The following is a 12,044-nucleotide window of genomic DNA, read 5'->3' on the forward strand; positions in this document are numbered from 1 at the left end:
AGGGAGAAAGGCCATGATTCAAGTCAAACCTCAAGTCAACCCATTTCGGCGGCAGGTACGCCATGCGTGCATCGGTAGCGCGCTGGCGCTGCTGTCAGCCGCGGCCGACGCATCGGTGGTGCTGTACGGTCGCCTCGACACCGACGTCGAATACCAGAAGGGACCGGACGGCCCGGCCACGCAGATGGTCGACAACGCCTCGCGCTGGGGCATGCGCGGCAGCGAAGACCTCGGCGGCGGCCTGCGCGCCGCGTTCGGGCTGGAGCAGGGCTTTTCCGCCGACAGCGGCATGGCCACCAACCCGCAGTTCCGCAATGCCTTCGTCGGGCTGCAGGGCGGCTTCGGCGCATTTGCGCTGGGACGGCTGGATTCGGCGACCATCGTCGGTTCGCCGATCTATTCGCAGGTGACGCAGAACGTGGACTTTGCCATCCACGATGCCGGCGCCACCGCGATTGGCACCAAGGTGCTGAATGCGCGCAACCGCGTGTCCAATGCGCTCGGCTACATGACGCCCGACTTCGGCGGCTTTTCCGTGCGGGCGCGCGTGAACCTGGCGGGCCCCGATCCGGCCACGCCCAACACCGGCTCGCCGGTGAAGGCGGAAGACGATTTCCGCCAGGTCGACATCGGCCTGAACTACGCGGCAGGCAATTTTGCCGCGGGCCTGGGCTATTCGCGCGATGCCAAGACCGGCGGGCTGGTCTCCAACGACTTCCGCGGCAAGGTGCAGGCGGTGGCGTCCTACGACTTCACCGTGGTCAACGTGTATGGGCTCTACGGGCGCGACCGCTACGTCGGCACCGCCACCACGCGCACCGACGTGCCGTACTGGCTGGTTGGCTTCACCGTACCGTACGGCGCGCACAGCCTGACCGTCAACTACATGGAGCGCGCGGTGCAGCGCGACCTGCAAGGCCGGCTGACAAAGGTGCAGGCAGCCTATGGCTACCGTCTCAGCAAGCGCACCATGCCCTATGTGTTCTTCGACCGCGAAGACCCGAACTCGCACAAGGCCGGCGATACCGTGACCACGGCCGGCATCGGCATCCAGCATAAATTCTGAGCATGACGTTTCCTTATACGCTTACCGAACCGGCTGGCGCGGCGTTGCCGCTGGTGATCGATTCTCCGCACAGCGGGCAGGCCCGCGCCGGCAGCCTGCCGTCCGCGCTGCCGCTGGCCGCGCCGCCCGAAGCCCTGCTGACGGGCTGGGACGCCTATGTCGACAAGCTGTTCGGGCATGCGCCGGCGGTGGGCGGCACGCTGCTGTGCGCGGAGTTCCCGCGCTGGCTGGTGGACGTGAACCGCGCCCGCGACGATATCGATCCGGCGCTGGTCGGCGGCGCCATGCCGTTCGCGCTGCGGCCCAGTGACAAGGCCGGGCGCGGCATGGGTGTGCTGCGCCGGCTGGCGCTGCCGGGTGTACCGGTCTACGGCGCGCCGCTGTCGCCAGCCATGGCCGAGCAACTGCTGAAGACCTACTACGATCCCTACCATGCCGCGCTTGCCAGCGCGATGGCGGCGCACCATGCGCGCTTCGGCGCGGTGTGGCATCTCGACTGCCATTCGATGAAATCGCGCGGCAATGCCATGAACGTGGACTACGGCTCGGAGCGGCCGGACTTCGTCCTCAGCAACCGCGACGGCGCTACCTGCCCGGAAGCGTTTATCGAGCTGGTGGGGCAATGCCTGCGCGGCCTTGGCTACCATGTCGGCATCAACTGGCCGTACAAAGGCGCGGAACTGGTGACGGCGTATTCGGATCCGGCGCGCGGGCGCTACAGCCTGCAGATCGAGATCAACCGCGCGCTGTACCTGGACGAGGCACGCTTCGTGCCGCATGCCGGGTTTGCCCGGCTGCGCGGCCATCTGGATCAGTTGCTCGAGCGCGTGGCAGACCACATACGCGCGGAGCTGGCGCGCGGCGCATGAGCGTGCTCAGAGCACCTTGCCCGGATTCATCAGCCCCAGCGGGTCCAGCGCGCCCTTGATTGCGCGCATCAGCGTCAGCTCGACCTCGCTCTTGTAGTGCTGCAGTTCCTCGCGCTTGAGCTGGCCCACGCCGTGCTCGGCCGAGATCGAGCCGAAGTGCGAGCGCACGCTGTCGTGCACGATGCGGTTGACCTGGTCCTGGTTGGCAAGGAAGGCGTCATGGTCGACGCCTTCCGGCGGCGAGACGTTGTAGTGCAGGTTACCGTCGCCAAGGTGGCCGAAGGTCACCATGCGCGCGCCGGGGAAGGCGTTCTGCAGCAGCGCGTCGGTGGTCTCGATGAAGTCCGCCACGCGCGAGACCGGCACGGCGATATCGTGCTTGATGTTCTTGCCGTCCTCGACCTGCGCCAGCGGGATATGCTCGCGCAGGTTCCAGAAATCGCGCGACTGCTGCACCGACTCGGCCACCACGGCGTCAAGCACCACGCCAGAGTCGAAGGCGGCATTCATCAGCGTTTCGAAGATGCCGCGCGCGTGGGCTTCGCCTTCGCTGTCGGACAGCTCCATCAGCACCAGCTGCGGGTGGATGTCGGCGAACGGGTAGCGCAGCTGGGGGTAGTGCTGCGTCACGAGCGCCATGCAGCGCGCCGACATCAGCTCGAAGCCGGTCAGCATCGCCCCCGCATGCGACTGCGCGATCGCCAGCAGCGCCAATGCGGCGCGCGGGCTCTGCACCGCGGCCAGCGCGGTGACCGAGGCGCGCGGCAGCGGGAACAGCTTCATCACGGCGGCGGTGATGATGCCGAGCGTGCCTTCGGCGCCGATATACAGGTCGCGCAGGTCGTAGCCGGTATTGTCCTTGCGCAGGCCGCGCAGGCCATGCCAGGTGTCGCCCGTCGGCGTCACCACCTCCAGCCCCAGGCACAGCTCGCGCGTGTTGCCGTAGCGCAGCACCGCGGTGCCGCCGGCGTTGGTCGACAGGTTGCCGCCGATGGTGCAGCTGCCCTCGGCCGCGAGACTCAGCGGGAACAGCCGGCCGTGCTCGCGTGCCACGTCCTGGAGGTGCTGCAGCACCACGCCGGCTTCGACCGTGATGGTGTTGTTGAGCGGATCGATCTGGCGGATGCGGTTGAGCCGCTGCAGCGACAGCACCACCGTATCGCGCCGGGCCGCCGGCGTGGCGCCGCCGCACAGGCCGGTATTGCCGCCCTGCGGCACCACCGCCACCTTGTGCGCATGGCAGGCATGGACCGCGGCGGCGACTTCCTCGGTGGTGCCGGGACGCAGCACGGCCAGCGCCTCGCCGCTATAGCGCTTGCGCCAGTCGGTCAGGTAAGGAGCCTTGTCGGCGGCCCCGGTCAGCACGTGCTGCGGGCCGAGCGCCGCGCGGCAAAGGGCGAGGAAGGAGTCTTGGGACGAGGTCATGGGCGGGGAATCGATTGCATGGGGAGCGCGGGCTCAGCGTTCTTTTGCAGCTGCCTTCGTGGCCGCGCGGGCGCGGCGCTTGTACGGCCGCAGGTACAGGATGGTGCTGACGAAGAACACCAGCGTCAGCGCCACCTCCACCCAGGCCAGCGTCGCCGAGAAGCCGCGGTCGCTGGTCGCGCGCACGATGCCCTCGGTGAAGAACAGCAGGATCAGCATCGACGACCACTGCATGGTGTAGCGGTTGCGCGTCAGCACGCCGCGCAGCGGCAGCAGCAGCGGCAGGAACTTGATGATCAGCCACGAGCCGCCTGGACGCAGCGGCGCCAAAAACCATTCCCAGGCAATGCACAGCACCATCAGCGCCACCAGGCTGCCAGCGCTGATCCGGTGCAGCCAGGGGCTGTGCAGCGTGTTGTCGCTGTCTGCGGGTGCGTTCATGCGTGCGCTCCGGACAAGCGCAGCGCGGCTTGCGCCAGGCGCCGGCCCATGGCCATGGCCAGTGCCGACTCGTCGTCGGTGATGGGGCCGCGGTTGTCGACGTAGGCATGGTGGCTGGGGCCGTAAGGCGTGCCACCCGACGTGGTCGTCATCAGGCCCTTCTCGGAATAGGGCAGGCCCATGATCAGCATGCCGTGGTGCAGCAGCGGCAGCATCATCGACAGCAGCGTGGTCTCCTGGCCGCCGTGCAGGCTGCCGGTGGCGGTGAACACGCAGGCGGGCTTGCCGGACAGCGCGCCCGACAGCCACTGGGCCACGGTGCCGTCCAGGAAGTACTTGACCGGGGCGGCCATGTTGCCGAAGCGCGTGGGGCTCCCCAGCGCCAGGCCCGCGCATTCTTCCAGGTCGCGCAACTCTGCATAGGGCGGGCCGTCGGCGGGAATGTCGGAAGCGGTGGCTTCGCACACCGTTGAGACCGGCGGCACCGTGCGCAGGCGCGCCTGGGCGCCGGGGACGCTGTCGATGCCGTGGGCGATCAGTTCGGCGAGTTTGCGGGTGCTGCCGTGGCGGCTGTAGTAGAGGACGAGGATGTCGGTCATGGAGCGGGATGGCCGGCGCTGCCGGAAAGGGGCGGCAGGTGCCGCAGGCAATGCGCGTATTATAGATGTGCCCCCGCGCGCGCTCCCCCGCGAAGCGCCGCTTCCGCATCCCGGCAGTCGCCGGTCCGCTTGCCGGCCGATGCCATCGTTCACAACTACCGATCCATCCACGAGGAGATTGCTGCCGCATGCTTGGTACCCGCGTTGCCCGTCTGCGCAGGGAATGGAACCTGCAGAAGGTCCGCGCACTGGCGCGCTATGTCGTACGCCGCGCCGGCGAGGACCGGCTGCCGCAGGTATCCGCGAGCCTGACCTTTACCACCGTGCTTGCCGTGGTGCCGGTGCTGACGGTGGCGTTCGCGCTGCTGGCCGCGTTCCCGGTGTTCCGCGAATTCCGCAATGCCATCGAGGCGTTCCTGTTCCAGAACCTGATCCCCGGCAACGTCAGCGAATCGATCTCGCGCTATATCGGCCAGTTCGCCAAAAGCGCGCGCGGGCTGACAGCGATGGGCCTGGGCGGGCTGATGGTGACGTCGGTGCTGACCATGCTGACGGTGGAAGACGCGCTCAACGCGATCTGGCGCGTCAAGCAGCGCCGTCCGCTGGCGCAGCGGGTGCTGGTGTTCTGGGCGGTTCTGACCTTCGGCCCCGTGCTGATCGGCGCCAGCCTGTCGATCAGTTCGTACCTGATCTCGATTTCGGCCGGCTACGTCGGCACCATGCCGGTGGGGCTCGGGCTGCTGGTGAGCGCGACCCCGGTGGTGCTGTCGGCGCTGGCCTTTGCTTTCCTGTACACCGCGGTGCCCAACGCCTACGTGGAGTGGCGCGATGCCATCGTCGCGGGCGTGGTGGCGGCGATCGCGTTCGAGTTCGCCAAGCGCGGCTTCGGCTATTTCATCACGCATATTCCGGCCTATACGGCGGTCTACGGCACCTTTGCCGCGCTGCCGATCTTCCTGCTGTGGATCTACCTGAGCTGGCTGGTGACGCTGCTGGGCGCCACCATCGCCGCCAACATGCCGGTGATCCGGCAGGGCTACTGGCGCCGCCGCACCTTTGCCGGCAGCGAGTTCTTCGATGCACTGGGCGTGCTGCTGCTGCTCTACCGCGCCCGCGACGAGGTCCCGCGCAGCGTGGGCGAACTGGACCTGGGACGCAAGCTGCGCGTGGAAGCGGATTACCTGGCGGGGCTGCTCGGCAAGCTCAAGACCATGCACCTGGTCGGGCGGCTGCAGCAGGAGGGCGGGCAGGCCCACTGGGCACTGCTGTGCGATCCGTCGCAGGTGACGCTGCGCATGTTGTACGACCGGCTGGTGCTGAATCTGCCGCGGCTGCCGCGCACGGCATTGGCGCAACACCTGCGTGGCGCCGACTCGCTCAGGTCGGTGCTGGACAACCCGCAGCTGGACCAGACGCTGGAGGCGGTCTTCAACCAGCAACCAGCCGGCCTGCCACCGGCAGCGGACGACGCCGCGCAGCAGCGGCGCACGCTGGAAGTGGTGCCGCCGGGCTGGCACGGGCAGGTGTGACTCCGCAGGCCGCGGGCAAGGTCGCCCGTGGTCAGAACGGGATCTTGCCGCGCCAGATATCGGCGTACATGACCCAGTCGCCCATCAGGCTGTAGAGCGGATGGCGGAAGGTCGCCGGCCGGTTTTTCTCGAAGCCGAAATGGCCGACCCAGGCGAAGGCGTAGCCGGCGACCACGGCGCCCAGCAACCACCACGCGTTGCCGGTCACTACCAGCGCCACCAGGCACAGCAGCGCCACGGTGGAGCCGATGAAATGCAGCCGCCGGCAGGTACGGTCCTGGTGCTCGCTCAGGTAGTTGGGGTAGAAGGCCGCGAAGTTCGCGAACTCGCGGGCGCGCGCGTGAGCCATGAATGTCTCCGGCAGGTCTTTTGTGCAGTGTAGACCTTCCATGCCCCTGAAGGGAGGATGGCCGCCGGCAGCCGGCCAGCCATCCTGTGCGGCGTCAGCCTGCCGCAACCACCTTGCGGGCGAAGCCCGCCAGCGCGTCCAGCACTTCGTCCGGGCGCTCGCCCATCAGCGCATGGCCGCACGGTACCGACACCATGCTCGCCTTGCCCATCTTGCCGGCCAGGGCCTGCGCCGCCTTGGGCGAGGTCATCATGTCCTTGCTGCCGGTGATGAACAGCGCCGGGCAGGCCACCGCGGCAGTGGCTTCCTCGCCGTGTGCGTAGGCATTGCAGGCGGAGAAGTCGTTGTGGAACACATGCGCCTGCGGGTTGTTTCTCGACACGCGCTCCATCAGCCGCTGGCTGCCGCCGTGCATCCACGCGCCCGGACCCGGCGACGAGGGCTTGTTGGCCAGGCTCGAATGCGACCAGGCGTTGACCATGGCGATGGCCTCGCTCTCACGGTTCAGCGACGCATCAAGCAGCGCATCGGAAACCTTCATCGGATAGGCCGTGGCCAGCAGGGCGATGCCGCGCACCGCCTGCGGATGCCGCGCCGCGCATTCCAGCGCGATCAGCGAGCCCATGCTGTGCCCGAACACGAAGGCCGGCGCCTTGACGCCGGCGGCAGCCACCAGCTCCATCACCCAGTCGGCCATGGCCTCGACAGTGGCCAGCGGCGTGCCCTGGCTGCGGTTATGGCCGGGCAGGTCCACCGCCAGCACGGAAAAACCGTGGTTGGCGAACCAGCGCGTCTGCAGCGCCCACACGCTGTGGTCGTTCTGCGCGCCATGGACGAACACGGCGCAGGGCAGGGCGGGATCGAAGGGTTTGCCGCCGGTATAGGCGTAGGCCGGCTGGCCTGCAACGTTCAGTTCCATCAGGCCTGACCTCCCTTGGTCATGGTCTTCTCGGCGGCCTTCAGGCCGCGCTTGAGGTCGTCGATCAGGTCGTCCGGGTCTTCCAGGCCGATCGACAGGCGGATCGTGCCCTCGGCGATGCCGGCCGACTGCAGCGCCGCCGCGTCCATGCGGAAGTGCGTGGTCGACGCCGGGTGGATCACCAGCGAGCGCGCATCGCCGACGTTGGCCAGGTGCGAGAACAGCGACATGCTTTCGATGAAGCGCTGGCCCGCCAGGCGGTTGCCCTTCAGGTTGAAGCTGAACACCGCGCCGCAGCCGCGCGGCAGCAGGCGCTTGGCCAGTTCATAGTCGGGGTGCGATTCCAGTTCGGGGTACGACACCGACTCCACCATCGGGTTTGAGGCCAGGAACTGCACCACCTTGCGGGTGTTGTCGACGTGGCGGCTCATGCGCAGCGGCAGCGTCTCCACGCCCTGCAGCAACTGCCATGCCGCCATCGGGTTCATGCAGGCGCCGAAGTCGCGCAGGCCTTCGCGGCGCGCGCGCAGCAGGAAGGGCGCCACCGTGCTTTCCTCGGTGAACACCATGTTGTGGAAGCCTTCGTACGGCTCTGACAGCTCCGGGAAGCGGCCCGACTTCTCGAAGTCGAACGTGCCGCCTTCCACCAGCACGCCGCCGATGGTGGTGCCGTGGCCGCCCAGGAACTTGGTCGCGGAATGGTAAAGCAGGCCGGCGCCGAGATCGAAGGGGCGCAGCAGGTAGGGCGTGGTGAAGGTGGAATCGACCAGCAGCGGGATGCCGTTGTCCTGGCCGAGTTGCGCCAGCGTGGGGATGTCGAGCACGTCCAGCCCCGGGTTGCCCAGCGTCTCGCCGAACAGCAGTTTGGTATTGGGGCGGATCGCGGCGCGCCAGGCGTCGATGTCGCGCGCCTTGACGAAGGTGGTCTCGATGCCGAAGCGGCGCAGCGTGTAGTGCAGCAGGTTGTGCGAGCCGCCATACAGTGCCGACGAGGCCACCACGTGCGAGCCGGCGCCCATCAGCGTGGCCACGGCAAGGTGCAGCGCGGCCTGGCCCGAGGCGGTGGCGATCGCGCCGGCGCCGTTCTCCAGCGCGGCGATGCGCTCTTCCAGCACGGCCACGGTCGGGTTGGAAATGCGCGAATAGACGTGGCCCGCGCGCTCCATGTTGAACAGCGATGCAGCATGCTCGCTGTCGCGGAACACGAAGGAGGTGGTCAGGTGGATGGGGGTGGCGCGCGCCCCGGTGGCGGGGTCTGGCGCGGCGCCGGCGTGCAGCGCCAGCGTGTCGAAGCGGGTTCCGGACATGGTCGGTCGGGTGTAGTTATCTCCGGCCAGCATCGTAGCATCGTGCGCGCGCCCACGCTGCGCCATCACCCGCAAACCGGCCTCCTGCTTTACTTTGCCGGCTGGTTTGGGCTAGGATCGGTCGCACGGGCATCTCTGCCCGCACATCCCTAAACAGATAACGAAGTGGCCGGCATCGCCCTGCGATGCTTTCAGCGCAGTTCGGCACAGCTCAGTACAAGGCAGCGGAGACCAACATGAAAGTCAGCGACATCCTGCAGATCAAGGGCAATACGCTCTACACCGTGACGCCTGACACCTCCTTGCTGATCGCCGCCAACACCATGGCCGAGCGCGATATCGGCTCGCTGGTGGTCATGGAATACGGCGACCTGGTCGGCATGCTGACTTTCCGCGAGATCATCGAGACCCTGGCCCGCAACGGCGGCACCCTCGGCACCAGCAGCATCCGCAAGGTGATGGACGATGCGCCGCTGACCTGCACGATGGAAACCGACGTCAACGAGGTGCGCCGGATGATGCTTGAGCGTCACACCCGCTACCTGCCGGTGCTCGACAATCGCACGCTGATGGGCGTGATTTCCTTCTACGACGTCGCCAAGGCGGTGGTCGAGGACCAGAGCTTCGAGAACAAGATGCTCAAGGCCTATATCCGCGACTGGCCGGAAGAGCGGCCCTGAACGCCCGGCCTGCGCCCATCCGGGCGGCGGGGCAGCCCATCCTGTAGCTTCCTTCGGAAAATTGTTGCGACTGGCGCCGCGCGGCCGCGTGGTGGTGGCATGATGGCGGCCGGTTTCCGGCTCCGGCAAATTGCCGGCGTTTCCATTTCCGCGGCGGCCCCAGCAGGCCGACCGGTCATCCATGAGCCAACACAGCCAGTTCCGACTGCTCGGCGCGCGCCGCTTCGCCCCCTTTTTCTGGACCCAGTTCCTGGGGGCGATGAACGACAACGTCTTCAAGGTCGCCTTCACCTCGCTGGTGACCTACCACACGGCGCTGTTCGAGGGCGTGGACGCGCGCAGCGCCGCCTTCCTGATCTCGGCCATCTTTATCGCGCCGTTCGTGCTGTTCTCAGCCACCAGCGGGCAGGTCGCCGACAAGATGGAGAAGTCGCGCCTGATCCGGCTGGTGAAGTCGCTGGAAATCGCCATCATGGTGCTTGGCCTGGCCGGCTTTGCCTGGCACAGCGCGCCGCTGCTCTACGCCGGCACCTTCCTGATGGGGCTGCATTCGACGCTGTTCGGGCCGGTCAAGTTTGCCTACCTGCCGCAGCACCTGGATGAAAGCGAGCTGGTCGGCGGCAACGGGCTGGTCGAGATGGGCACCTTTGTCGCGATCCTGATCGGCACGCTGATCGGCGGCGAGCTGGCAGGATTGCAGCAGGGCGGCACGGTGGTGGGGCCGCTGTATGTCGGCGCCGTGTGCGTGGCGATCGCCGTGGCGGGGCGAGTCGTGTCGGGCCGGATCCCGGTGTCGCCGGCGCCCCAGCCGGAACTGCGCATCAACTGGAATCCTTTTTCCGAGACCTGGCGCAACCTGGTGCTGGCGCACGGCAATCGCACGGTATTCCAGAGCCTGCTCGGGATTTCGTGGCTGTGGTTCCTCGGCGCGACCTTCCTGACCTCCTTCTTCAGCTATGCCAAGGACGTGCTGGGCGGCGACCAGAATGTGGTCACGCTGCTGCTGGCGGTGTTCTCGCTGGGCATCGGCACCGGCTCGCTGCTGTGCGAGCGGCTGTCCGGGCGCCATGTGGAGGTCGGACTGGTGCCGTTCGGCTCGATCGGCATGACGGTGTTCGCCATCGACCTGTACTTTGCCAGCCAGGGGCAGCCACCGGGCGCGCTCACCGGCATCGGCGGCTTCCTGGCCGAGGCGCGCCACTGGCGCGTGCTGGCCGACCTGTTCCTGCTGGCGATGTTCGGAGGCTTCTACAGCGTGCCGCTGTACGCGCTGATCCAGAGCCGCAGCGCGCCCACGCACCGCGCGCGCATCATCGCCGCCAACAACATCCTGAACAGCTTCTTCATGATCGCGGCGTCGCTGTTGGGCGTGGCGATGGCGCTGGCCGGCTACAGCATCCCGCAGCTGTATCTGGTGGTGGGGCTGCTCAATGCGGTGGTGGCGGTCTATATCTACTCGCTGGTGCCGGAATTCCTGCTGCGTTTTATCGCCTGGATCCTCGTCCACACCCTGTACCGGCTGCGCCGCGTGAACGCCGAGCGCATTCCCGCCGACGGCCCGGCGGTGCTGGTCTGCAACCATGTCAGCTTTGCCGATGCGGTGGTGCTGATGGCATGCAGCCCGCGCCCGGTGCGCTTCGTGATGGACTACCGCATCTTCAGCGTGCCGCTGCTGTCGTGGTTCTTCCGCCAGGCCCGCGCAATCCCGATCGCGCCCGCGCACGAACACCCGGACATGCTCAAGCGCGCGTATGACAGCGTGGCGCAGGCACTGGAGGAGGGCGACCTGGTCTGTATCTTCCCGGAGGGCAAGATCACCGCCACCGGCGAGATCAACCCGTTCCGCCAGGGCGTGCAGCAGATCATCCGCCGCACGCCGGTGCCGGTGGTGCCGATGGCGCTGCGCGGGCTGTGGGGCAGCTTCTTCTCCCGCAAGGACGCACCGGCGATGTCGCGGCCGTTCCGCCGCGGCATCCTGAACCGGCTGGAACTGGTGGTGGGCGAGCCGGTGCCGCCTGAGGCGGCCACGCCTGAGGGGCTCCAGCAGATGGTGCAGGCCCTGCGCGGCGACTGGCGCTGAATGCATGTTCTCCTACGCGGACCCCGACCCACCATGATCACGCTCTATACCTTCGGCCCGGCCTTCGGGCTGCCTGACGCCAGCCCCTTCGTCACCAAGGCAGAGATGCTGCTCAAGCTCGCCGGCCTGCCATATCAGGCGCGCCCCGGCAGCCTGCGGCGAGCGCCCAAGGGCAAGCTGCCGTACCTCGACGACATGGGCCGGGTCGTGGCGGATTCGACCATGATCCGCTGGCAAATCGAGAAGACCTACCACATCGACTTCGACGCCGGCCTGAGCCCGGCCGAGCGCGGCATCGCCTGGGCCGCCGAGAAGCTGATGGAAGACCACCTGTACTGGGCGGTGGCGCGGGTGCGCTGGCTCGACCAGGCCAATTTCGATAAAGGACCGGCGCAGTTCTTCCGCGGCGTGCCGGCGCCTGTGCGCGGCCTGGCCGAGCGGCTGGTGCGCTACAAGGTCAAGAAGACGCTCTGGGGGCAGGGGCTGGGCCGGCACAGCGAGGAAGAACTGGTGGCACTGGCCAGCAAGGGCGTGACCTCGATCGCCGATATCCTGGGCGACAAGCGCTACCTGATGGGCGACAAGCCATGCGGCGCCGACGCCACGCTGTTTGCCTTCGCCGGCAGCCTGCTGTGTCCCACGTTCGACACGCCGATCCGCACCGCGGCGGAAGGGCACGCCAACCTGGTGGCCTATATGGAACGGATGCGGGCGGAGTTCTACCCCGAATTCACACCGGAAACCGCGGCGGCCTGAGCCGGCCGGGCCGCCAGCGGCCGG

The 12,044-nt window shown here is 67.8% G+C and carries 12 protein-coding genes; 6 read left to right on the plus strand and 6 right to left on the minus strand.

Annotated features, from left to right (window positions below; genetic code table 11):
• The first annotated feature begins 13 nt into the window (after window positions 1-13).
• Together LPA45_RS05840 and LPA45_RS05845 are read left to right on the plus strand one after the other, a co-directional pair.
• Window positions 14-1,066: a porin gene (locus LPA45_RS05840; protein ID WP_317921209.1), complete on the plus strand. Its 1,053-nt coding sequence runs from the start codon at window positions 14-16 to the stop codon at window positions 1,064-1,066.
• Between the two features lie 2 nt (window positions 1,067-1,068).
• On the plus strand, window positions 1,069-1,935 hold the full coding sequence (locus LPA45_RS05845) for an N-formylglutamate amidohydrolase (protein WP_317921211.1): 867 nt from the start codon (window positions 1,069-1,071) through the stop codon (window positions 1,933-1,935).
• Between the two features lie 6 nt (window positions 1,936-1,941).
• Here the strand turns inward: LPA45_RS05845 and LPA45_RS05850 are convergent, their stop codons facing one another.
• From LPA45_RS05850 to wrbA, 3 genes are read right to left on the minus strand one after another with little or no spacing between them, the layout of a single operon-like run.
• Window positions 1,942-3,360 (minus strand): FAD-binding oxidoreductase, encoded by a 1,419-nt coding sequence (locus LPA45_RS05850; protein WP_317921213.1) that lies wholly within the window; start codon window positions 3,358-3,360, stop codon window positions 1,942-1,944.
• 33 nt (window positions 3,361-3,393) lie between these two features.
• Window positions 3,394-3,801 carry a DUF2069 domain-containing protein gene (locus LPA45_RS05855; RefSeq protein ID WP_317921214.1) on the minus strand — a complete coding sequence of 136 codons (408 nt, stop codon included), beginning with the start codon at window positions 3,799-3,801 and terminating at the stop codon, window positions 3,394-3,396.
• On the minus strand, window positions 3,798-4,400 hold the full coding sequence (gene wrbA, locus LPA45_RS05860) for an NAD(P)H:quinone oxidoreductase (protein WP_317921216.1): 603 nt from the start codon (window positions 4,398-4,400) through the stop codon (window positions 3,798-3,800). Before wrbA ends, LPA45_RS05855 begins: the two co-directional genes overlap by 4 nt.
• A 188-nt stretch (window positions 4,401-4,588) precedes the next feature.
• Here wrbA and LPA45_RS05865 point away from each other — a divergent pair, with 188 nt between their 5' ends.
• Window positions 4,589-5,929, plus strand: a complete 1,341-nt coding sequence (locus tag LPA45_RS05865) for a YihY family inner membrane protein (protein ID WP_116317698.1) — start codon at window positions 4,589-4,591, stop codon at window positions 5,927-5,929.
• Window positions 5,930-5,960: 31 nt separating this feature from the next.
• Here LPA45_RS05865 and LPA45_RS05870 read toward each other — a convergent pair whose 3' ends face one another.
• The 3 genes from LPA45_RS05870 to LPA45_RS05880 all read right to left on the minus strand — a co-directional run bounded on the left by LPA45_RS05870 (window position 5,961) and on the right by LPA45_RS05880 (window position 8,504).
• Window positions 5,961-6,278: an Mpo1-like protein gene (locus LPA45_RS05870; protein ID WP_317921219.1), complete on the minus strand. Its 318-nt coding sequence runs from the start codon at window positions 6,276-6,278 to the stop codon at window positions 5,961-5,963.
• 94 nt (window positions 6,279-6,372) lie between these two features.
• Window positions 6,373-7,197, minus strand: coding sequence for an alpha/beta fold hydrolase (locus LPA45_RS05875; protein WP_317921221.1), 825 nt, complete (start codon window positions 7,195-7,197; stop codon window positions 6,373-6,375).
• Entirely contained in the window at window positions 7,197-8,504 is a 1,308-nt protein-coding gene (locus LPA45_RS05880; protein WP_317921222.1) for an O-acetylhomoserine aminocarboxypropyltransferase, read from the minus strand. Before LPA45_RS05880 ends, LPA45_RS05875 begins: the two co-directional genes overlap by 1 nt.
• Window positions 8,505-8,740: 236 nt before the next feature.
• On the opposite strand from LPA45_RS05880, the gene LPA45_RS05885 reads away from it, so the two are divergent.
• The 3 genes from LPA45_RS05885 (at window position 8,741) to LPA45_RS05895 (ending at window position 12,020) form a co-directional block, all read left to right on the plus strand.
• Window positions 8,741-9,184 (plus strand): CBS domain-containing protein, encoded by a 444-nt coding sequence (locus LPA45_RS05885; protein WP_116317702.1) that lies wholly within the window; start codon window positions 8,741-8,743, stop codon window positions 9,182-9,184.
• A gap of 181 nt (window positions 9,185-9,365) precedes the next feature.
• Window positions 9,366-11,264: an MFS transporter gene (locus LPA45_RS05890; RefSeq protein ID WP_116317703.1), complete on the plus strand. Its 1,899-nt coding sequence runs from the start codon at window positions 9,366-9,368 to the stop codon at window positions 11,262-11,264.
• 33 nt (window positions 11,265-11,297) lie between these two features.
• Window positions 11,298-12,020 carry a glutathione S-transferase C-terminal domain-containing protein gene (locus LPA45_RS05895; RefSeq protein ID WP_317921224.1) on the plus strand — a complete coding sequence of 241 codons (723 nt, stop codon included), beginning with the start codon at window positions 11,298-11,300 and terminating at the stop codon, window positions 12,018-12,020.
• The last annotated feature ends 24 nt before the right edge of the window (window positions 12,021-12,044 follow it).

The organism is Cupriavidus sp. Agwp_2 (genome assembly GCF_040784895.1).
Classification (GTDB): domain Bacteria; phylum Pseudomonadota; class Gammaproteobacteria; order Burkholderiales; family Burkholderiaceae; genus Cupriavidus.